19 protein-coding genes are annotated in these 22,098 nt (G+C 38.8%); 11 read left to right on the top strand and 8 right to left on the bottom strand.

The genetic code is table 11. The features are described from left to right. Positions 1 to 9 precede the first annotated feature (9 nt). From TSP02S_RS02270 to TSP02S_RS02250, 5 genes are read left to right on the top strand one after another with little or no spacing between them, the layout of a single operon-like run. Positions 10 to 1,512, top strand: a complete 1,503-nt coding sequence (locus tag TSP02S_RS02270; protein ID WP_171816304.1) for an ABC transporter ATP-binding protein — start codon at positions 10 to 12, stop codon at positions 1,510 to 1,512. Continuing rightward, positions 1,487 to 2,527, top strand: a complete 1,041-nt coding sequence (locus tag TSP02S_RS02265) for an ABC transporter permease (protein ID WP_052465273.1) — start codon at positions 1,487 to 1,489, stop codon at positions 2,525 to 2,527. Before TSP02S_RS02270 ends, TSP02S_RS02265 begins: the two co-directional genes overlap by 26 nt. After that, positions 2,517 to 3,410 carry an ABC transporter permease gene (locus TSP02S_RS02260; protein WP_041081564.1) on the top strand — a complete coding sequence of 298 codons (894 nt, stop codon included), beginning with the start codon at positions 2,517 to 2,519 and terminating at the stop codon, positions 3,408 to 3,410. Before TSP02S_RS02265 ends, TSP02S_RS02260 begins: the two co-directional genes overlap by 11 nt. Beyond that, complete coding sequence (locus TSP02S_RS02255; protein ID WP_041081562.1) at positions 3,407 to 4,258, top strand: MurR/RpiR family transcriptional regulator; 852 nt, start codon at positions 3,407 to 3,409, stop codon at positions 4,256 to 4,258. Before TSP02S_RS02260 ends, TSP02S_RS02255 begins: the two co-directional genes overlap by 4 nt. Next, entirely contained in the window at positions 4,248 to 5,645 is a 1,398-nt protein-coding gene (locus tag TSP02S_RS02250; protein WP_041081561.1) for a xylulokinase, read from the top strand. Before TSP02S_RS02255 ends, TSP02S_RS02250 begins: the two co-directional genes overlap by 11 nt. On the opposite strand, the gene TSP02S_RS02245 is transcribed toward TSP02S_RS02250, so the two are convergent. The 8 genes from TSP02S_RS02245 to TSP02S_RS02210 all read right to left on the bottom strand — a co-directional run bounded on the left by TSP02S_RS02245 (position 5,646) and on the right by TSP02S_RS02210 (position 14,326). Then, on the bottom strand, positions 5,646 to 6,611 hold the full coding sequence (locus TSP02S_RS02245) for a histone deacetylase family protein (protein WP_041081560.1): 966 nt from the start codon (positions 6,609 to 6,611) through the stop codon (positions 5,646 to 5,648). It abuts the gene before it with no gap. Further along, positions 6,608 to 7,045: a ribose 5-phosphate isomerase B gene (gene rpiB, locus TSP02S_RS02240; protein WP_041081559.1), complete on the bottom strand. Its 438-nt coding sequence runs from the start codon at positions 7,043 to 7,045 to the stop codon at positions 6,608 to 6,610. Before rpiB ends, TSP02S_RS02245 begins: the two co-directional genes overlap by 4 nt. A gap of 6 nt (positions 7,046 to 7,051) precedes the next feature. Continuing rightward, positions 7,052 to 7,402 (bottom strand): STAS domain-containing protein, encoded by a 351-nt coding sequence (locus TSP02S_RS02235; RefSeq protein ID WP_041081558.1) that lies wholly within the window; start codon positions 7,400 to 7,402, stop codon positions 7,052 to 7,054. Next, the gene (gene lexA / locus TSP02S_RS02230; RefSeq protein ID WP_041081557.1) at positions 7,395 to 7,994 is read right to left on the bottom strand and encodes a transcriptional repressor LexA; all 600 of its coding nucleotides are present in this window, start codon (positions 7,992 to 7,994) and stop codon (positions 7,395 to 7,397) included. The genes TSP02S_RS02235 and lexA overlap by 8 nt, the downstream gene beginning before the upstream one ends. After that, positions 7,991 to 8,368 carry an archease gene (locus TSP02S_RS02225; protein ID WP_041081556.1) on the bottom strand — a complete coding sequence of 126 codons (378 nt, stop codon included), beginning with the start codon at positions 8,366 to 8,368 and terminating at the stop codon, positions 7,991 to 7,993. The genes lexA and TSP02S_RS02225 overlap by 4 nt, the downstream gene beginning before the upstream one ends. Next, positions 8,353 to 10,779 (bottom strand): DNA gyrase subunit A, encoded by a 2,427-nt coding sequence (gyrA, locus tag TSP02S_RS02220; RefSeq protein WP_041081554.1) that lies wholly within the window; start codon positions 10,777 to 10,779, stop codon positions 8,353 to 8,355. The genes TSP02S_RS02225 and gyrA overlap by 16 nt, the downstream gene beginning before the upstream one ends. A gap of 12 nt (positions 10,780 to 10,791) precedes the next feature. Then, entirely contained in the window at positions 10,792 to 12,669 is a 1,878-nt protein-coding gene (gene metG, locus TSP02S_RS02215) for a methionine--tRNA ligase (RefSeq protein ID WP_041084028.1), read from the bottom strand. A gap of 88 nt (positions 12,670 to 12,757) precedes the next feature. Further along, positions 12,758 to 14,326, bottom strand: a complete 1,569-nt coding sequence (locus tag TSP02S_RS02210) for an MBL fold metallo-hydrolase (RefSeq protein ID WP_232503745.1) — start codon at positions 14,324 to 14,326, stop codon at positions 12,758 to 12,760. A gap of 397 nt (positions 14,327 to 14,723) precedes the next feature. Between TSP02S_RS02210 and TSP02S_RS02205 the strand changes: the two genes are divergently transcribed. The 6 genes from TSP02S_RS02205 (at position 14,724) to TSP02S_RS02180 (ending at position 22,097) form a co-directional block, all read left to right on the top strand. After that, positions 14,724 to 15,686: an ABC transporter permease gene (locus TSP02S_RS02205; RefSeq protein WP_041081550.1), complete on the top strand. Its 963-nt coding sequence runs from the start codon at positions 14,724 to 14,726 to the stop codon at positions 15,684 to 15,686. Between the two features lie 32 nt (positions 15,687 to 15,718). Further along, positions 15,719 to 16,693 carry a sugar-binding protein gene (locus TSP02S_RS02200; RefSeq protein ID WP_041081548.1) on the top strand — a complete coding sequence of 325 codons (975 nt, stop codon included), beginning with the start codon at positions 15,719 to 15,721 and terminating at the stop codon, positions 16,691 to 16,693. Between the two features lie 44 nt (positions 16,694 to 16,737). Next, on the top strand, positions 16,738 to 18,264 hold the full coding sequence (locus TSP02S_RS02195; protein ID WP_041081547.1) for a sugar ABC transporter ATP-binding protein: 1,527 nt from the start codon (positions 16,738 to 16,740) through the stop codon (positions 18,262 to 18,264). Between the two features lie 16 nt (positions 18,265 to 18,280). After that, positions 18,281 to 20,155: an ABC transporter substrate-binding protein gene (locus TSP02S_RS02190; RefSeq protein WP_041081545.1), complete on the top strand. Its 1,875-nt coding sequence runs from the start codon at positions 18,281 to 18,283 to the stop codon at positions 20,153 to 20,155. 67 nt (positions 20,156 to 20,222) lie between these two features. Further along, positions 20,223 to 21,230 (top strand): ABC transporter permease, encoded by a 1,008-nt coding sequence (locus tag TSP02S_RS02185; protein ID WP_041081543.1) that lies wholly within the window; start codon positions 20,223 to 20,225, stop codon positions 21,228 to 21,230. A gap of 12 nt (positions 21,231 to 21,242) precedes the next feature. Then, positions 21,243 to 22,097, top strand: a complete 855-nt coding sequence (locus TSP02S_RS02180; RefSeq protein WP_041081542.1) for an ABC transporter permease — start codon at positions 21,243 to 21,245, stop codon at positions 22,095 to 22,097. Position 22,098 lies beyond the last annotated feature (1 nt).

Raw genomic sequence — 22,098 nt, 5'->3', positions numbered from 1 at the left:
TGTGTCGAAATGAGAGAAATCTACAAAACCTTTCCGACGAGTCATACAGTGGCATTGAAAGGGGCAAATCTCCGCGTTGAAAAAGGCACAATTCACACATTACTTGGAGAAAATGGTGCAGGTAAAACGACTTTGATGAGAATTCTGTGCGGTCTGGAAAAAATGGACAGTGGAAAGATATTTCTGAACGGCAAGCAAGTGAACATAAAAAACCAGCATGATGGATTGAAACATGGTATAGCAATGGTTCAACAGAATCTGAGTTTGATAGAAGACTTCACAAGTTTGGAGAATATCGTTTTGCAAAAGATGCCTTCAAAATTTTTTGCCTTTTTTGATTCATCAAAAGCCATAGAAACGATCAACAAGATAATGGAGCAGAACAATCTCTTTGTTGATCTTGACAGGAAAGTAGCTGATCTACCAATTGCGGAAAGACAAAAAACAGAGATATTGAGAATTTTGTATCTTGCGGCAGATATCTTAATATTCGATGAACCAACTTCATATCTCACCGAAGTGGAATCCGAACAATTCTTCAAAGTAGTGAAAAAACTCAAAAAATCTGGAAAAACAATTATTTTCATCACACATAATGTACAAGATGCACTCACTATATCAGACCAAATAACGATTTTGAGAAATGGCATTACCGTATACTCTTCAGATGAAAACAAACCATCTGTGAAAGAACTCTCTCAAATAATGGCAGGTGAAACAGAAGTTATTCGTAAACAGCCGACCAATAGAATCAAAAAAAATCTATTAACCGTTGAGAATCTCACCTTTGCAACTGACAGGCAGATAATTGGGCCTGTATCGTTTCACGTTAGGGAAGGTGAAATATTGGGAGTGGTGGGATTTGGTTCATCTGGAGCGATTGAATTAACCGAGACAATAGTTGGTATGAGAAGAGCATCACAGGGAAGGCTCATTTTTCTTGGAAAAGATATAACTTTTCAAGACATAGGTGAAAGAAGAAAAATCGGCATTGGCTATATTCCTCAAAAAAAGATTCAGATCGGACTTTCAATGAGTCTTCCAACAGCTTACAATTTGATCATCAGTAATTATAAAAAATTTTCTTATCTTGGTTGGCTCAAACATAAAAAGATTGAAGAATGGTCTGACCAACTTTTGAAAGAGTATGAAATCAAAACTTCTTCTGTTTGGCATCCGGTTGAGATCCTCTCAGGTGGAAACATGCAACGAGTTGTGATAGCAAGAGAATTGAGTTCAAAACCAAAATTATTAATCACATGCGATCCAACTTCTGGCTTGGATCTGAGATCTACAAATTTCGTGCATAGAGCCTTCCTGAATTTGTGCGAACAAAAATCGTCCATCTTCATCTATTCCAGTGACCTTGACGAAATACTAAGAATCTGCGACAGAATTTTGGTAATGTCAAAAGGTAAATTGGTTAAGCATTTTGAAAATACTCATATGATGAAAAAAAGTGAGTTGATCGAGGCGATGTTGTCCAATGAAAATAGAGCAGAATTGGTTTAAGATTTTCTTTTTCACAGTAATTGTATCTTTTCTGTGTGGCTCAATGATAATTTCACTCACAAGTGAAAATCCATTACTGGCAATGAAATGGTTCTATTTGGGACCTATAAGTAATACCTATTTTTTTGGTAATACATTGAGTGGATCTATACCATTGATTTTAACTGGGCTTGGTGCTGTAATCGCCTTTTCAGCAGGTACCTTTAATCTTGGATTGGAAGGTCAACTGTATTTTGGTACATTGTGCGCAACATTTGTGGCGCTTCATCTCACAGATTTGAACAGAGAAATTTCCATATTCCTGATTTTATCGGTGGCTTTCGTTGCTGGTGGATTAATAGGAGTCCTTTGTGGTTTTTTGAAGGTCTTTTTCAAAGTAAATGAACTACTATCTTCATATCTGATAAGTCAGGCTCTGATCTATATCGTTGATTATTTTTTGAATGGTCCTCTTAGAGATCCATTTGCCGGTCTTTCAGCGTCAAGATATATCAGTAATTCTATTATGTTTTCAAAGATAATGTTACCTTCAGATCTTCATAGTGGTATTTTCCTGGCACTTGCTCTGACGATTTTGATTTACTTCATAATGCAGTTTTCGTCCTTTGGATATCAAATCAAAGTAGTAGGTTCAAACTATGAATTTGCCAGGTATGGTGGAATAAAAGTTTCTGTGATCTGGCTTGTTACATTACTTTTGAGTGGTGGACTGGCGGGTCTTGGAGGAATTATAGATGTTTTAGGTGTACATGGACGTATGATAAAAGGTTTTTCTTTTGGCTATGGTTTCAATGGCATAGCCGTAGCATTGATCGCAAGGAACAATCCCATCTTTGTCATACCTTCTGCCTTGCTCTTTTCGTATCTCGAGGCAGGAGCGCAGATCAGCTCCATTATGGCAGATGTAACTCCAGAGATCTCCAAAATCATCCAAGCCACAATATTTTACTTGATCACTGCAGAAGCATTTGTGATACTCTTGATCAAAAAGAAGGTTGCAGATTATGGTAGCTGATTTCATACACTCGGTGATCTCATCATCTGTCCCGATAATTTTGGCTGCCTTGGGAGGAATGTTTACACACCTCGTTGGGAAGTTGAATATCGCCCTTGAAGGTATGATGCTCACCGCGGCATTCATGGCTATATATATCGCAGACAAAACTAAAAGTTTTTTGACGGCCATTTTAGTATCTATTTCAATATGCTGTATCTATGCAATGTTGATTGTCATTGCGATGAAATTAAAGGCAAATATCTTTCTTGCTGGATTGGCAATCAATCTCTTTGCAAATGGACTCACCAGTTTTCTTATGGTTCATCTTTTTGGTTCGAAAGGCACGGTTGTGTCCCAAAACGTACCAATCTTTAATAAAATAGAACTACCATTCATTAATGATGTTCCTTTCATTGGTAAAATACTAAGCGGATACAATGTCTTGGAATATATAACCTTCATACTTGTCTTTGTATGTTATGCAATCGTTAACAAAACCGTGTTGGGATACCAAATAAAAGCCGTTGGAAAAGACGCAATCGTTGCGAGAAATCTTGGCATAGATGTTGATAAAATGATAATCACGAGCTTTCTTTTGAGTGGCCTTTTCACAGGTCTTGCAGGAGCTGTTCTGTCTTTACCTATGAGATCCTTTGTATCTGGTATGAGTAATAACCGTGGATGGATAGCCCTCGTCGCCGTTATCATAGGAGGAGAAAGGGTATTCACAGTTGTTTTGTCTTGCTTGATCTTTGGATTGTTCAGTTTTCTCTCGAGCTTTCTCCAACTTTTCTCAAAAATCCCAGCCGAACTCCTGATGGCTGTTCCCTATATTTTCACAACCGTAGTTATATTGATTTATGCCTATCTTAAAAAGAGCAAAGCGGGGGTAAGAATATGAATATTGTGAGTGTTTTTCAAAGCATGAAAGATGTATTACCCACTTTGAGTGAATCACAAGAGCGAATAGCAAGATTCATTATAGAACAGCCAACAAAGGTTTTGCAGATGAATATCGTTGAATTCGCCCGTTTATGCAACGCCTCACCTTCTACAGTTGTCGATCTATGCAAAAGACTTGGCTTTTCTGGATTCAGAACTTTAAAAATCGCAATTGCACAGGAAATAAATTTGTTGCAGACCATGAGACCAGATCCACTGAGAATAAGCCAAATAACTAAGGATTTCTTTGGCTTCATCTTTTCAGAACTCAAAGAATCTATTCAGCTCGTGAGTGAAGATCAAGTAGAAATTGCAGCGAAAATCATTCTCAAAAGCAAAGTCATAGAGATCCTTGCTTATGGTTTTGATGGTATCGCTGGAAAAGATCTCTTTTTGAAGTTGAAAGAGTTTGGTTTTCAAGTGAATTTTTTTGACAACCCATTTTTGCAGAGTATTTCTGCTGCACAACTTGGTGAGAATGGATGTGCGGTGGCTATTTCGAGTAGTCATTCTTCAACCGATCTTCTTGATTCCATAAATTATTCAAGAAATTCCGGTGCAAAAGTTATAGCAATAGCATCACCTGCCTCAAAAATCGCACAATCATGTGATATATTATTACCCACATACGTCGAAACAGAAGTTCTTTCTGAGGGTGGTTTTTTGACACGCTATCTACAATTATTGGTTATAGATCTAATGGTTCTAAAGATGTTAGAACTGGACAAAGAAAAATTGGAAAAGAAGTACAGAGACTTTGAGCAAATATTGGCTTACAAACGAAGGGGAGATAAGGGTGTCTTCTGAATTCTTTGCAACCATAGATATAGGTACGACAAATATCAAAGTGGCGGTTTTTGACCAAAATGGCAACAAACTCTTTGATTTTCAACGAAGGTGTGCTGAATCGTCGAAAAGCGATGCGCATGAAATCGATCCCGAAAAATGGTGGAAGGTTGTCGTTCAAGCCTTTCATACGATGGACGAAAATTTGAGAAAAAAAATCACCTCGATTTGTGCAACAGGTCAGGGACCAACAACCGTACTCGTGGATAAAAATGGTAATATTTTGGGGAAAGCTATCACTTGGCTCGATAAAAGGGGATATGAACATATCAATTCTATAATCGAGAAGGGGATAGATGAACAAATTGCCACTGTTATCTCTCACCTTCTTACAGTTAGAAATACTATCAATGAAGCTTATCTCATTCAACCCAGTGATTACATAATTCTGAAATTAACTGGACTAATTGTGAATGCAACCTTTCCATTTGAAGGATATCTACCATGGAATGAGAGAGTTTTGAGAATCTTTAACTTGAATAAAACTTTTCTCATACCAAAATTGGTACCAGCAGGAACTCCCGTTGGAAAAATCAAAAAGGAAACTTCTAAAATCTTACGAATCAATGATCAGGCTCAAGTCATTGCTGGAGCGCCAGATTTTGCAATGGCACTCATCGGTACCGGCACCATAGAAGATGGCATATTGTGCGATAGGGGTGGGACATCACAAGGATTGACCTTGTGCAGTAAAAAGAAACTTTGTTGCCAAGGTCTTATGACAACGCCTTTTTTCATCGAAAATCATTGGAAGATAAGTGCCGTTATGACTACAACTGGAAAATCATACGAATGGTTCTCACGAAATGTAACCCGAACGAGATTGGTTGAACTTTCTCAATTAATCACCGTAAAAAGACCGACGGGTGTGATTTTCTTGCCACATTTGAACGGTGAAAGAAGTCCTTATTGGAACAAAGATCTCAAGGGAGTATTTTTCGGATTGACTCTGAAGGAAGACTGGAGATCTCTTTTGGTTTCTGTTATCGAAGGTGTTGCATACGCAATGAAAAATATCATAGAGATAATGGAATCATGTGGATGCAAAATAAACATCATCAGAGCAACTGGAGGTCAGGCTGTGAATGAATTGTGGAATCAGATAAAGGCTGATGTACTGGGAAAGGAGATTGAAGTATCACAGATTTTTGATTCAGAGTTACTTGGTTGTGCAATAATTTCGATCTCAGCTTTGAGCGGTGAAAGTTTCGTAGACCTGAGCAAAAAAATCGTAAGGATTTCAAAAGTATTTACTCCTATAATGCACAGGCACAACGAATACCAAAGATATTTCCAAGTGTACAAAGAATTACACGAGCGCAATATAGATCTTTTCAGCAAATTGTGATCACTCAAAATTAGAGAAAAAATTCACCGCTGCAGAGGCATTTGCCTTTGGATTATAGCCTCCTTCTTGAATGATGAGCGTTGGTAATTTTAGTTTCGAGATCTGCTTCGCAATCCTTGCATAGTCTTCATCTTCCAAGTTGAACTTACCGACAGGATCTTCTTTGTGAGTGTCAAAACCAAGAGATACTATAAGCACATCTGGGTAATAATCTCTTATCTCCCTGATCGCATAAGAAAGTGCTTCAGAATACTTTTCCCAATCTGCGTGTGGTGGCAGTGGCAAATTCAAATTGAAGCCTTCACCTGCCCCTTCACCGACTTCACTTTCTTTACCACTTATCCAGGGATAAAAAATCTTTGGATCACCATGAATTGATATGTAGTATACAAAATCAGTATTGTAAAAGATCTGTTGAGTCCCATTACCATGGTGAAAATCAAGATCCAGTATTACTACCCTTTCTGTTCCCTTTTTTATCAAGTAACTTGCAGCAATAGCTGCATTGTTGAAATAACAATAGCCTCCACACAGATTTTGCGTGGCATGATGTCCTGGTGGCCTCACCAGAGCGTATACACTATTGGCATTTAACTCTATAATCGACGCTGCCGTTAACGTCACGTCCACAGCCCTTTTGGCGATCTCGAAAGTGTTGTGAAGGATCGGTGTCCCCGTATCAAAACACATATCATAGCCAAAGACTTCCAATATATATTCTTCACCATCCAAGATAGAAGAAGATTTTGCCTTTAGCCATTCCACGTACGCTTCTTCATGAACCATATAAACATAATTCATGGGAAATCTACTCGGAGGAATGAGATTATCAAAGCCATGAAGGATGAGTACTTCTTTTATTGCATCTATTCTTTCAGGTTTCTCAGGATTTTCTATGAATTTCCCGTTGTCGATCTCTTTGGTTGGTCTATAAGTCGAATGAAATGAATCGTAGACTATCTTCATTTCTCCATCTCCTCGATTTTCTTCACACGCCTTTCATGTCTTCCACCTTCAAATTTTTCATTCAGAAAGGCTTCAGTTATCCACTGTGCCAACTCGCTACTTATAAATCTGCCAGGAAGAACGAGTACATTCGCGTCATTATGCAACCTTGCAAGTTTTGCCATTTCTGGAAATAAACACAGAGCGGCACGTATGCCTTTTATTCTATTTGCCGCTATACTCATTCCTATGCCAGTACCGCAGATCAATATTCCAAAGTCGGCATTTTTGTCTTTGATATCACTTGCTACCTTTTTTGCAAAATCTGGATAATCAACGGCATCTTCAGAATAAGTACCTTCATCCAGAACCTTGAAATTCTTCGACACCAAGAACCCCTTCAGCGCTTCTTTGAGTCTGAACCCAGCGTGATCTGATCCAAGGGCGATTTTCAAAGATAATCACTCTCCAAAAAAGATCTTTAATGCCTCTTCCACGGTTTCGCGGATTGAAAAAACCGAATCAAGCATTGTCATCTTGAAAATTCTCTTCAGATTACTCTCAAGTCCACATAGTACTAAGGCACCACCATTCATCCTACAGGACCTCTGAAGACTTATTAAGACACCGAGTGCCATACTGTCCATGTAATCGACTTGAGACAGATCAAGAACGATATTCACCTTACCTTGCTGTACAAAATTGTTTCTGATATCTTCCTTGAAATCCATTGCGTTGTTCATATCAAGTTCTCCACTTGGACGAATTATCCAGACGTTTTTTATATTAGTCACACTGTAGAGTCTATTCATAGATTCTTATCACTCCTACTATTTTTCCAATAATCTTTACCCGAGCTGAATCTATTTCTATCGGTTTTAATTTTGAATTTGCTGGTTGAAGGATTATTTTATCTTCTTCAACATATACTTTTTTTAAAGTGGTCTCGTTGTTATCTATCAAAACAGCTGCTACATTACCATTTTCAACAAACTCTTGTTTTCTGATCACCACATAATCTCCATCGATTATGTGTTCTTCTATCATGCTATCACCTTTCACCTTCAACAAGAAATGTTCAAAACCACTTTTTACCATACTAATCGGTACTTCAACGAGTTCTGTTGGATTTTCTATCGCTTCAATTGCAGTTCCTGCAGCAATAGTACCAACTACGGGCAATCTAACTGATTCAGATCTGTTCAGGATTCTTATGCTCCTTGCTCTTCTGCCTCTTGTAATATAACCTTTTTTCTCTAAAGCATCAAGGTGAATCATCGCACCTCTGGGAGTTATACGAAAAGCTCTTGCGACATCTCTGACACTTGGGGGATATCCATGTTTATCTACATAGGAAAGGACAAAATCGAGAACCTTTTTTTGCCTTTCTGTCAATTCTTTCATTTATCAAACACCACCCTCAGGATTATCTTACCTTCTTTTTGTTCGATTTTCAATCCATGATACGTAAGGGCTTTCAATTCCGTGCCTCGAAGTTCTGAAAAGGCAACAAAATCACAGTATAGAACATCATCGATTTCACAGCTATATGGAAAGATTTTTCGCGCATCAATCATGTATATCCAATCATTGACCGTATCAAAGATCATATCTTCGATTTCTTTCACTGGATATTCTTTTTTGAAAACTACTTCGTACTTGAGTACGGGTTCATAATTATCTACCAAAATCTGAATGAGGTCGTTGAACAAAGACTCAATATCATCGCAGATCAGTTCATACCTCAGATCTGCCGCATGATCTAACTCTCTGTACATGATTCTACCACCGCAAAGTGAGACACTTCATCTGATTCTGAAAGTTCAACAACCTTTACTCCCTTAGCTGTCCTGCTGAGTAAACTCACCGTCGAAATCTTAAACCTTATCGATTGACCATTTTTGGTCATAACTATCACATCAGAATCAGGATTGGTCACCACATCTATGCCGCACAATTGACCAGCTTTCTCTACGCCAGGCATTGTCTTTATTCCAACGCCACCTCGAGATTGTATCCTATACTCACTCAACGGCGATCTTTTGCCAAAGCCTCTTGCCGTTATGGTAAGAATTTCGCAATTTTGGTTTGAAATATTTACCATCCCAACTACTTCGTCTCCATCTCTCAACTTGATACCACTAACACCCATGGCACTCCTGCCCATCTGCCTGACTTCCTTTAATTGAAACCTGATCGACATCCCATGCTTGGTTGCAAGAATTATGTGATCATCTTCGTTGTTAGATAATGTTGCGGCAACAACCATGTCACTATCTTCAAAAGTTATCGCCCTGATGCCACGACTTGTGACATTCCCAAACTCTTTCAAAGGTGTTCTCTTTATCTTGCCATTCTTGGTCACTAAAACCAGATCACCCAACCACTCATCGAAAGAAATCATAGTCAGGACAGATTCATCTTCTTCGAGATTTAGATAAACTCTCACAGGTTTCCCTTTGCTGTCGCGTCCAGTAATTTCTATTTCGTAATTCTTCAGTATGTAAGCCTTTCCTTTTGAAGTAACAAACAACGTCTGAGAGTGAGTTTTGCTCGTGCAAACAGTCAATATCTCATCATCTTCTGTTGTTCTAACACCAACGATTCCCTTTCCGCCTCTTCTTTGACTGCGATAATCTTTTAAATTAGTAGACTTCAGATAACCTTTTTCAGTCAACGTGATCACTATTTCTTCGTTTGGTATGAGGTCTTCTGGCATGTACTCTAACTCCTCAGATGCGTTTTCAATCTTTGTTTTCCTTTCATCAGCGTACTTTTTCTTGAGTTGTTCAAGTTCTTGATACATCACATCATAAACTCTTTCATCACGTGTGAGGATATCCTTAACGTCTTCTATCTTCTTAATCAACTGAGAATACTCATTCTGAAGTTTCTCGACTTCAAGACTTGTTAATCTACCAAGTCTCATATCAAGAATGGCTTTTGCCTGTTCTTCAGTCACAGACAGAGTTTCGATTAGATTTCTTATAGCATCATCGCTGTCTTTACTGGATCGGATTATATCAACTACCACACCGAGTGCCCGCGCAGCCTTCATGATACCTTCCACTACATGTGCCCTTCTCGAATAAACGTTCAACTCAAACTGAGATCTTGCTCTGATCACGTCGTATCTGTGTTTTATGAAAGCCTTGAGTAATTGGATAAGATTCATCAATTTTGGTTTTCGGTTATCTATCACAAGCATTTGGACACTGAAAGATGTTTGTAAAGAAGTATGTTTGTATAAGTTGTTCAATATGATGTTGTAGTTGGCATTTTTTGGAAATTCTATAACAATTCTCGTACCTCTCTTATCTGATTCGTCTCTGATATTCTTTATCATCATCTTTGGATTTTTTTCAGCATAACTGGCTATCTCTTCTATCAGTGCAGCTTTACTGACACTGTATGGTATTTCAGTTATCACCAAATTATCGTATTTCTTTCCTTCCTCAAATTCAACCTTAGCTCTCAGAATTATCCTACCTTTTCCAGTTGCATAAATCTCAGGCAATTCACTGGCATTAACAATTACCGCACCTGTTGGAAAATCTGGACCTTTTATTTCTTCAAGAAGTTCAGAGATAGTCGCATTCGGATTTCTAATTAACTTTTGCACGGCATTTATGACTTCTGTTATATTGTGGGGTGGTATACTCGTTGCCATGCCAACTGCTATTCCATTTGCACCATTTATCAAGAGATTTGGTACCTTTGATGGCAAAACAACTGGCTCATCCAGTGAATCATCGAAGTTTTTCATCATTGGTACAGTTTCTTTATCCAGATCTTGTAGCATTTCTTCAGCAATTTCTGAGAGCTTTGCCTCGGTGTACCTCATAGCCGCAGGAGGATCTCTATCTATCGATCCAAAATTTCCTTGGCCTATTATCAGTGGATACCTCATTGAAAATGGCTGAGCAAGTCTCACAAGTGCATCATAGACAGAAGCGTCACCATGGGGATGATACTTACCCAAAACTTCACCGACGATTCTCGCACACTTCTTAGACTGAGCGTTGTGAGTTAAACCCAGTTCATACATCGCATAGAGAATCCTACGTTGAACCGGTTTCAACCCATCTCGCACATCTGGGATAGCGCGTCCTATGATGACGCTCATTGAATAATTCATGTAGAGTTCTACAAGTTCTTCTTCTATATTTTTTGGAAGAACGTCTGCCACCTTAAAACCCTCCTATGAGATAGTCGCACCTGGTGCAATATTTCCATCTACTGTCAAAACTCTCAGATTAACACCATCTTTTGCTGCAAGGAGCATTCCCTGCGATTCAACACCCATCAACTTTGCTGGTTTGAGATTGGCAACTATGATAATAGTTTTTCCAACAAGATTTTCTGGTTCATAATACTTTGCGATTCCGGCTACGATTTGCCTTTGACCAAGTTCTCCGACATCAAGGATGAGTTTGAGTAATTTGTCGGATTTTGGCACTCTCTCAGCTGAAATTACTCTTGCTGTCCTCAACTCAACTTTTTTGAATTCATCAATTTCTATGAGATTATCCACTTTCAATTCACTCTCCTTTTTTTCAAAACTGAGTTCTTTCTTTTCGAATAAAGGCTTACCATGAACTGTCTTTACAGATGATTTGAGAACACCCCAATTGTCGAGAAAGTCTTTTGTGAGTTTTGAATCAAAACCAAGCCTTGTTAAAACTTCTTTAGAAGAATCAGGCATGATTGGAGAGAACATTATAGCAACCTTCAATAGAGCTTCGCACACATTGTACAGGACCGTAGAGAGTGCTGAATAGTCTTTTTGTTTTGCCAAAACCCACGGTCTTTTCTCATCAAAGTACTTGTTTGAAAGCATCAAAATTTCCAGAATTTTCTCTACAGCTTGCGTTAAAGAATATTCATCCATGAGTTTCTCATATTCTTTCACACGTATCATGACATCTTCCTTGAACTTTTCATCTATTTCATCATACTTTTCAGGAGCTGGCAGAATTGATGAATAATGCTTTTCCACCATGGCGAGAGTTCTATGCAACAAATTACCATAATCATTTGCAAGATCTGAATTCAATCTGTTCACAAGATTCTTTTCAGAAAAATCTCCATCTTTACCAAAATTGATATCTCTAAGAAGATAAAATCTCAAAACATCATTACCGTATTTCTCAACAAAATAAGTTGGATCAATGGCATTGCCCAGGGATTTAGAGATCTTTTGACCATCTACCGTTAACCAACCATGAGCAAAAACAACCTTGGGCAAAGGCAATCCAACAGAGATCAACATAGCAGGCCAAACGATCGAGTGGAAACGATTTATCTCTTTACCTATCAAATGTAAATCTGCAGGCCAATATCTGTTGAATCTTTCCATATTAAATGGATAACCTATTGCTGAAACATAGTTTATCAATGCATCCACCCAGACATATATGACGTGTTCTGGATCATCTGGCATCGGGACTCCCCATTTAAAGGTTGTTCTTGTGATACTCAAATCCTTCAAACCACCTTCGAGAATCTTCAACATTTCATTTCTTCTAAAATCTGGTTGGACAAATTCAGGATGATTTCTGTAGTGTTCTAAAAGCACATCTGTGTACTTAGAAAGCCTGAAAAAATAATTCTCTTCGCTTATATATCTTAGCTCTCTGCCGCAAGAAGGGCAGAGTTTGTCAGAACCTATCTCATCTTCATTCCAATAGGTCTCACACGGAACACAATACCAACCTTTATACACACCTTTGTATATATCACCATTCTCCAACATCTTCTTGACAAAATACTGGACCACTTTCATATGATCTTCATCAGTTGTCCTTATAAAACCATCATTTGTGATCCCAAGTCTATTCCAAAGATTTTTGAATCTACCAGCAAGCTCATCACAAAAACTCTGTGGGTCCTTACCGACTGCACTGGCTGCCTGCAAAATCTTCTGACCATGTTCATCGGTACCTGTTAAGAAAAAGACATCATATCCCATCATGCGCTTATAACGTGCTATGATATCAGCAACTATCGTTGTGTAAGCACTACCAACGTGAGGATCAGAATTCACATAGTATATTGGCGTAGTGATATAAAACTTCAGAAAAATCACCTCCATCGCTGTTTTTATTTTACCGCATTTTCATTGCTGAAAAATTTCAGCTCGTGTCGGATTTTGTTTATAGAAAGATTCACAACCAAAAAGTGCTGTCCAAAATCACCCTTTTCCCCCAACGCTTGATGAACCACTCTTTGTCCAAGGTATGAACTGGTAATATCAAATCTGGATTGAGTTCATTTATGATCTGTTCGAGTTTCTTAGCTTCTACATGTCCAGAAGCATGAAATTGCTTACTGAAAATAACCTGGTTATTTTCAGTGACTTCAAAACCATATGTCTTTATGGAAAACCTCCTCGTCCAATTGGCAAACCTTAAAAAATCCATTTGTTGCTCTTCTGTGTAAGCTTCACTGGATGAGTGAATATAAATAGATCCTTGTAGAACTTCTTCATCAAGATCGAGTATGTTGTGAAAATCCCAGTATCCTGCTGAAATCATATAATCCGATGGACGTGAATTAATAAACTGTGGAAGCAACAAAATCCCGTTAATCTTCGCCTGTTGCACAATTTCTTTTTCAAGACCCACAAATGACGATTTGGCTGTGTGAAATACCTTTATGTATTTCATCTCCTGATCAGACAATCTCCATATTGGTTCCACTTCACCCATTTTGACAAGATAGGCATAATCTTTTGGCATTAAGACAAGCGATCTATTTGCACACATTGCTATCTTCAGAAAACTCATTAATCTTTCAAGGTGCTTCACAGAGAAATCAACTATAACAAGTTTATTAGTACTTCGAACAAGTTCAAGGGCATTTTCATAAACACTTCTTTCATTACCATGCGGGCCATTTTCTCTTGACACAGTCGTCCCTTCTGTAATAAGCAATAAAGGATGCTTGCCCTTCAAAAACTGGAAAAAATCATCGGTTCTCTTTGAAAGTTCGAGTCTTTTTTCCCCCAGATTTTCTCTCCAGAAAGTTTCTTCTTCAATCGTTTCGGGACCTGTCCGAAAATCTCCGGTGTATGCAACCCACCAGTCACCTACCTTTGCAACCAAACCAGCCGCTCCAATCACAGAATGATAGACGGGTAACACATATAATTCATTTTTCCATAATTCCTTGAGACTTAATTGAATAAAATAATTTGGATCTAAAGCACATGGTGCGTCAAGATAATTTTGTACACACATCTTTCTTCTGATGAACATCTTTCTTTCTGTCTTGAGCACATCAAATCTGTATATATCATCTTCTTGTGGTCTCTGTCTTTTTCTCAAATACAACTCATTCCACACTTCCTGTCTGATTTCTGCATTGGTGCTGAGAATAGCAAAGGTTTCACTTGTAGTCAATATTGGTATCGTCTCGCTTATTAATCCATTCAAACCAGTATGATCTTCATGACCATGACTCAAAAACAAGAAATTTATACGTTCATTCCTTTCAAAATCTGGTGGTTCAAGATCTTTTCTATAAATATTGAGTTTTGGTAATAATCCAAGCTTGAGAAGATCATGCAAAACCTTCCCAGTTCTTGGTTTTAAGTATTCCTCAAAATATAAAGACCACTTCGAGAAATTCAAACCAAAATCCAATAGAAAACCTTCATTGGAATCATCAAGAACTAAGACCTTGTTACCACCTATACAGTCAAATCCATCCAAGACTTCTATTTTCAAACTCATCTCTCCCACATTTCACAGACAATTATAATGTTACAACACATTCAAAAAAACAGCGACACAACAATTGTTTTTTTCCATGATCTTTCTCGTCATGAGAAAGCGGGAAATTATTTTTTAGTTGATGCGACCTTGATTGGTTAAACCAAAATAGTTACAGAAAATATTCAAAAATAATGTGGTTAAGTGAAGACGGTATTAAATAGATTGAAAAAACGAGCTTCTGTGAACAATTTGATACGAAAAGAACAAGAAGAAAGAAATCGGCTGAACAATATAAATAAATATCCAAATCGACCGAAAATAATCAAAAATCAGGCTTGATTTTATGATAAATTACTATTACAATTTTTCGAGGAAAGAAATAAAACGAGAAAGTGCATTCGAGGAGTGATCTCTTTTGGCTAAAGAAAAAGACGAGTTCAAGACGAAATTCTCCAAAGAACTCGGTCCCTTAATAGCTCTAATCGCACTCTTGATCTTTACAGCTGTACTCAATCCAAGGTTTTTGACTCTTTTTAATCTTCAATCTCTTGGAAGGCAAATTGCCATTTTTGGTATTTTAGCCGTTGGTGAGACATTTGTGATTATATCTGGGGGCGGAGCGATAGATCTTTCAGCGGGATCTGTAGTTGCTCTATCAGGTGTCACAGTTGCATGGTTAATGAAGCATCAGGTACCAGTTTGGTTGAGTATTTTGTTGATTCTACTTTTTTCTGCCGGCATTGGAATGTGGCACGGTTTTGCAGTAACAAAGATGAGGGTTCCTGCATTTATCGTTACACTTGGTACACTCACAATTGCCAGGGGTATGGCAGCTGTTATAACAAAAGGTTGGCCCATTGTTGGTTTGCCCAAAAGCTTTTTGACTATAGGACAAGGAGATTGGCTTGGTGTACCAATAGCTGTTTGGATATTTGGAATATGTGTTCTAATACTCCATTTTGTTTTGAGAAAAACCGTTTATGGAAAGCATTTACGAGCTATTGGAGGTAATGAAGTCGCGGCAAGATTTTCTGGTGTTAATGTGGATAGAGTACGGTTTGTGGCATTTACTACTTGTTCTGTACTTTCTGGTTTGGTTGGAATCATTGTAGCTTCAAGACTCTCGCAGGGTCAGCCTGGCGTTGGTAGTTCTTACGAGTTATATGCAATTGCTTCTTCAGTGATCGGTGGCACAAGTCTCGCGGGAGGTGAAGGAACTGTAATAGGGGCAATGATAGGAGCAAGCATAATAAGTTTACTGTGGAATGCACTTGTTATGCTCAATGTTTCAACTTATTGGCATAACGTTGTCATAGGCATAGTCATCGTAGTAGCCGTTACACTTGATGTACTCAGAAAGAGACTGGCTAAACAGTGATTTTTCTAAACCATCTTGGGGGAGGTGTTCTTGTGAAGAAGCTCTTTTTGATTACTTTGTTGGTTTTTCTGGTAGGTACTGTCTCCTTAGCCATCACAATAGGTGTCATCGGGAAATCAGTGCATCCATACTGGGCACAAGTTGAAGAAGGAGTCAAGGCAGCGGGCAAAGCCCTGGGTATTGACGTCAGGTTCTTTGTTCCAGCAAAAGAAGATGTCCCAGCCCAGCTTCAGATGCTTGAAGCATTTATTGCTCAGAAATTCGATGGTATAGCTATAGCACCATCCGATCCGAGCGCTGTGATTCCTACGATTAAGAAAACTCTGCAGCTTGGCATACCAGTCATAACACTTGATACCGATACACCCGAAAGTGGAAGATATGTATACATCGGCACAAATAACTACAGCGCTGGATACTTAGCCGGTACAGTCATGAAAGAATTGCTCGGTGGCAAAGGAAAGGTTGCAATCGGGACAGGGTCTCTCACGGCAATGAATTCACTCGAGAGAATGCAAGGTTTCAGAGATGCAATTGCTGGGACTGATATCCAAATAGTCGATGTATTGAACGATGAAGAAGACGGCGCAAGAGCTGTATCGCTTGCGGAATCTGTTCTGAGTGCACATCCAGATCTGTCTGCCTTTTTCGGTGTGTATGCATACAACGGTCCAAGCCAGGCTCTGGTTGTTGCCAATGCTGGTAAGAAGGACAAGGTAAAGATAGTGTGCTTTGACACAACAACAGATATCCTTTCTTATGTAAAAGATGGAGTCATACAAGCAACCATGGGCCAAAGACCATATATGATGGGGTACCTTTCAGTAACAATTCTGTATCTGATGAAAAAGATAGGGGTACAGAATACCCTTACAATGCTCCCGAAAGTCACCGTAAACAACAAAGTTGACTACATAGTCGATACAGGTGTTGATGTAGTCACCCCAAGTAATTTATCAGAATATTTGAACGAGATGGCAAAACTCGGTATCCCAATAAGATTCTAAAATCAAGGGGGCAGTCTTGCCCCCGTTGGAAGAGGTGACAGTTTTTGGAACTCCTCACAGCAAAAGCAATTACAAAAAGATTTCCTGGTGTTCTGGCACTCGATGCGGTAGATTTTGAAGTTCATAGAGGTGAAATTCTCTCCCTCATAGGTGAAAATGGAGCTGGAAAGTCAACCTTAATAAAGGTTCTTTCTGGTGTGTATAGAAAAGACGCAGGCGAAATCTCTCTAAATGGTGAAAAGATAGAATTTCACCATCCTTCAGATGCTTTCAAGAATGGAATAAGTGTCATTCATCAAGAGCTCAATGTCTGTGACAATTTAACAGTCGCTGAAAATCTATTTTTGGGTTATGAGATAACCAAAGGAAAAAGGTACAATTTGACAAGTATTGTGGATGATTCGAGCATGGAACATAAGGCTCAAGAATTGTTAGAAATAATAGGTGCTCGTTTTTCACCACAAACATTGGTTCGAAATCTGAGCACCGCGCAAAGGCAAATGGTTGAAATTTGCAAAGCTTTGACGCGCTCACCAAGGATAATCTTCATGGATGAGCCAACCTCATCCCTTGCCGTGGGAGAAGTTAAGAAACTCTTTGAAATCATTAGAATGCTCAAAGATAAACAAATATCTGTTGTATTCGTTTCCCACAAAATCGACGAAGTGATGGAAATCAGCGACAGAATAATCGTGATGAGAGATGGAAAAAGGGTTGGAACATTACAAAATAATGAATTCAACGCAGATAGCATAATTCGTCTAATGGTCGGTAGAGATATTGAATATTTTCCACATGTGGAGACAAAACCGCAAGATGTACTACTTGAGGTGAAAAATTTGACTTGGGAGAACAAAGTGAAAAATGTCTCTTTCACTCTCAGAAGGGGAGAAGTGCTTGGTTTTGCTGGATTGATAGGTGCCGGAAGAACTGAAACGATGCATCTACTGTTTGGTATAAATAAAAAGGAAGCAGGAGAAATATATATAAATGGAAAAAAAGCTGAAATAAATTCTCCTCATGAAGCAATCAAACATGGCATAGGTTTGATACCAGAAGATAGGAAACTACAAGGCTTAATCCTTCGAATGACAGTTAAAGACAATATATGTCTACCAATTCTCAAGAAAATCAGCAAAATTCAATTTATTCTTGACGACAAGACAGAAGTAGATATTTCTGAATCGTTTGTAAAAAGACTTTCTGTGAAAACACCATCTATCCATCAAGTTGTCGAGAACTTATCAGGCGGCAATCAGCAAAAAGTTGTTCTCTCAAAATGGTTAGCAACAAATTCAGAGATAATCATCTTTGACGAACCCACAAGAGGAATTGATGTTGGAACAAAGGCTGAAATACACAGAATGATAAGAGAACTTGCAGTTAAAGGAAAGGGAGTAATAATGATTTCATCGGAACTACCTGAAATATTGAATTTAAGCGACAGAATAGTTGTTATGTGGGAAGGACAAATAACAGCTGTTCTTGATAACAGAGAAAAGAGAGTCACTCAAGAAGAAATAATGTATTACGCATCTGGTAAGAAAAAACAGAATGAAAGGAACACATAAGGGGAGGTGCGTTTCAATGAGGCGTTTGGTATCATTTCTAATCCTTGCTCTAACAGTCATCATAGCATTTTCACAACTTGCTCCGGGTATTCCTCGTAATGAAACATTTATTGCTAATCAACTGACGGGACGTGTCGGGACACCGGGAAATTTCAACCTTTGGGCTGGTTGGAGATCACAAGACAGAGGAATCCAAAACTTGCTACTTGAACCACTCTGGTGTGTCGAGTATGCAACAGGAGAAATTATCAATGCCCTTGCTGCCGAACCACCAATTTACAACAAAGACTTCACAGAGCTCACCATCAAACTCAGAAAAGGAGTTTACTGGAGCGATGGTGTTCCATTCACGGCAGACGATGTTGTTTATACAATCACACTCGTCAAAAACACACCTGGCATGGACTACAATTCTCAAATGCAAGCAGTCAAAGAAGCAATTAAAATCGATGATTACACAGTCTTGTTAAAACTCACAGTTCCTAATTCAAGATTTCACACTTATTTACTTGACAGATGGGGAGCTTTGAGAATCCTTCCAAAACATATCTTTGAGAAAGTAGAGAACCCGTTGACTTTCGAATTCAACCCACCAGTTGGAACTGGACCTTATGTATTGAAAGATTTCGACCCAGGTGGATATTGGACACTTTGGGAAAGAAGAGAAGATTGGAACAGAACTCCAACCGGTATGCTCTATGGAAAACCTGCTCCAAGATTTGTACTCATTCAAACTTTCGGAACAACAGAAAGACAAGTTTTGGCAATGGCTCAACACGAACTTGACGCAGCAGATCTGACTATGGAAGCTCTAAGAGCTGTATTACAAAGAGTAAACACCGCAAGAGCTTGGAGAAGAGACTTCCCATGGACTGTTAACATCGATCCATGTGTCACGGGATTGATGTTCAACAACGCGAGGGCACCATTCAATAACCCAGAAGTCAGATGGGCTCTTACCTTGGCAATAGACATTGTTGAATACGCGGCCAATGCATTCGACGGAGCTGTGACACTCAGCCCAATACATGTGCCATTGACTTCTGCTTATTATGATTGGTATTACACAAAACTCGACAAGTGGTTGAAAGAATTCGAAATTGATCTTGGTAACGGTGAAAAATTCAAACCATATGATCCCACAGCTGGCAAGAGGTTGGCAGAATATGTAAAGAGCAGAGGATACACGGTACCAACAGATGAAGAAACCATAAATAAAGTATTCGGACCAGGTTGGTACAAGTACGCACCAGATGTTGCAGAGAAACTCCTAATAAAGAACGGCTTTAAGAGAGATAAATCCGGTAAATGGTTGTTGCCCGATGGTCGTCCTTGGACAATCACGATTCTGACAACCACTAACCCAGCACATCCAAGTTACAGAAATGGTTTTGCACTCGCTCAAGCTTGGAAGAAATTCGGTATCGACACAAATGTCGTAACTTCGGATGCGCTCGCGACTCTTGGACAGAGGGGAGAATTTGAAGTTACTACAGATTGGCCCGCAGCAGAACCGTGGGGTGGTCATCCAGATCTTTACAGAGTCTTAGACCCATTCAACTCTGAATATTTAGTGCCAATTGGCCAAAATGCACCTTGGGGGAACTATGGCAGATGGACTAATCCCGAACTGGACAAAATCATAGTCAAACTGAGAGAAACAGATTGGAATGACACAGATTCAATAATTGCATTTGGTGTTGAAGGGCTCAAGTTATTGATCAAGGAAATGCCTGGTATACCAACATTCAACTATCCTGGAGTCATAGCTTGGGATGAATATTACTGGACAAATTATCCTGGTGCAGAAAACATGTATGCTCAGCCATACCATCACTGGCCGAATTTCAAGTACATGTTACCATTCTTGAAACCAACAGGTAGAAAGTAATCTTTCCCATCTTGCCGGGGTCGTAAAGGCCCTGGCATTCAGGTTAGTTAAAGGAGGGACTGGGCTCTTGAACTTTGTGAAAAGATATCTTCTACCAAGACTTTTCATATATTTTCTGGTAATTTTCGTTGGCATAACGATGGTTTTTATTATTCCACGACTTCTTCCAATAGATCCTATTCAACAATTGATCGGTCAAATTTCATCTCGAGGTACATATCTTGACCCAAAAACTCTCAACAACTTAATAGACACTTTGAAGGAATTATATGGGTTAAAGGGAAGCCTCTGGCAACAATATTGTTCATTCTGGCGCCGCTTCCTTGGCGGTGATTTTGGTCCATCTTATTATCAGTTTCCAGTACCTGTAATTTCTCTAATCAAGCAATCCCTCCCGTGGACTATCGGTTTACTTTTGACAACTACAATCATTTCTTGGATATTGGGAAATATATTCGGTGCACTTGCCGCTTATTTTTCCAACAGACGTTGGGTTAAAGTGATCGATATAATAGCGATGATCATAAGGCCGATGCCTTATTACATATTAGCTCTGAGTTTACTCATGTTGTTCGCCTATATCTTCCCAATTTTTCCATTAGGTGGAGGATATCTAATAGGTGGACAGATTAAATTTGGTTTGCAAACCATCCTTACTCTCTTAAAGTACGCATTTCTTCCTGCCATGTCCTTGATATTGATAGGTTTCTTCACTTGGTTTCAAGCCATGAAGTTAGTGGTTCAGACAGTGAAGTCAGAAGATTTCGTGACCTATGCCAACATAGGTGGAGTTACACAAGCGAGAATTGTCAATAAATACATAATAAGAAACGCCATGTTACCACAGATAACTGGCCTTGCGCTTTCCTTAGGTCAGATATTCAGTGGATCATTGATTACAGAAATTGTTTTTTCTTATCCGGGACTTGGTACACTCCTTTACAACGCCATCTTTACCGGTGACTACAATCTGCTAATGGGTATAACTGTAATATCGATTTTCGTCATCACGACAAGTATTTTACTCATCGATCTTCTCTATCCACTCTTTGATCCCAGAGTAAGGTATAGGTAAGGAGTTGAAAGAATGAATGTATTAAAAGATTTGCTGCGTGACCTAAGATTTAGATTTGCGTTTCTAATTGTTTTGATACTCATTGTTCTGACAGTATTATCTTTCTTCTCACCTTACAATCCATATAGATGGAACCTCGTTCCAAGAGATTTACCACCAAAATGGCCTCATGTTCTTGGTACGACTTCTATGGGGCAGGATGTTTTCTGGATACTCACTTTCGCCGTTAGAAACTCTCTCACCGTGTCTTTATTGGCTGGATTCATCTCCAGAATCATTGCAATCGTAATTGGTATGATTGCAGGTTACAAGGGTGGAAAAACAGACAAGATTCTGATGTTCATGAGTGATTCGTTTTTGATAATACCTCTGTTTTTAATAATAGTTCTATTTGCAACGATGATGAGAGCAAGAATGACTCTTGTCACTCTTGGTTTACTACTTGGTCTCTTTGGCTGGGCTTGGGATGCACGTGTAATTAGATCCCAAATTCTAAGTTTGAGGGAAAGAGATTTCACATACACCGCTATATTATCTGGTTCTGGAACATTTTCAATTATCTTCAAAGAATACATGCCTTTTGTAATTCCACTCGTCTTTGCCACATTTATTGGAAACATGTCTTGGGCTATAGGTATGGAAATAGTCCTTGCAATTCTTGGCGTATCTAATCTTGAAATACCCACGATCGGTACCATGCTTCAATGGGCAATCAATTACCAGGCGATGTTGCTCGGCTATTGGTGGTGGATTTCAACACCTGTTGTTACCGCTGTACTTCTTTTCATAGCACTTTATTTGCTATCGGTGAGTATAAGTGAATACTTAGATCCACGTATGAGAATTCAGAGAATTGGCAGAAAATGAG

The sequence above is a fragment of the Thermotoga profunda AZM34c06 genome (genome assembly GCF_000828675.1).
Taxonomy (GTDB): Bacteria; Thermotogota; Thermotogae; order Thermotogales; family DSM-5069; genus Pseudothermotoga_B; species Pseudothermotoga_B profunda.
The sequence above is the reverse complement of the archived record's forward strand: the minus strand, read 5'-3'. Positions and strand labels throughout refer to the sequence as shown.

Excerpts from the sequence above, each read along its gene's own strand:
- TSP02S_RS02260 (WP_041081564.1), top strand. The coding sequence starts at position 2,517 with ATGGTAGCTGATTTCATACACTCGGTGATCTCATCATCTGTCCCGATA.
- TSP02S_RS02270 (WP_171816304.1), top strand. The coding sequence starts at position 10 with ATGAGAGAAATCTACAAAACCTTTCCGACGAGTCATACAGTGGCATTG.
- TSP02S_RS02210 (WP_232503745.1), bottom strand. The coding sequence starts at position 14,326 with ATGAGTTTGAAAATAGAAGTCTTGGATGGATTTGACTGTATAGGTGGT.
- TSP02S_RS02190 (WP_041081545.1), top strand. The coding sequence starts at position 18,281 with ATGAGGCGTTTGGTATCATTTCTAATCCTTGCTCTAACAGTCATCATA.
- TSP02S_RS02180 (WP_041081542.1), top strand. The coding sequence starts at position 21,243 with ATGAATGTATTAAAAGATTTGCTGCGTGACCTAAGATTTAGATTTGCG.
- TSP02S_RS02255 (WP_041081562.1), top strand. The coding sequence starts at position 3,407 with ATGAATATTGTGAGTGTTTTTCAAAGCATGAAAGATGTATTACCCACT.
- lexA (WP_041081557.1), bottom strand. The coding sequence starts at position 7,994 with ATGAAAGAATTGACAGAAAGGCAAAAAAAGGTTCTCGATTTTGTCCTT.
- TSP02S_RS02265 (WP_052465273.1), top strand. The coding sequence starts at position 1,487 with ATGAAAATAGAGCAGAATTGGTTTAAGATTTTCTTTTTCACAGTAATT.
- TSP02S_RS02235 (WP_041081558.1), bottom strand. The coding sequence starts at position 7,402 with ATGAATAGACTCTACAGTGTGACTAATATAAAAAACGTCTGGATAATT.
- TSP02S_RS02225 (WP_041081556.1), bottom strand. The coding sequence starts at position 8,368 with ATGTACAGAGAGTTAGATCATGCGGCAGATCTGAGGTATGAACTGATC.
- TSP02S_RS02245 (WP_041081560.1), bottom strand. The coding sequence starts at position 6,611 with ATGAAGATAGTCTACGATTCATTTCATTCGACTTATAGACCAACCAAA.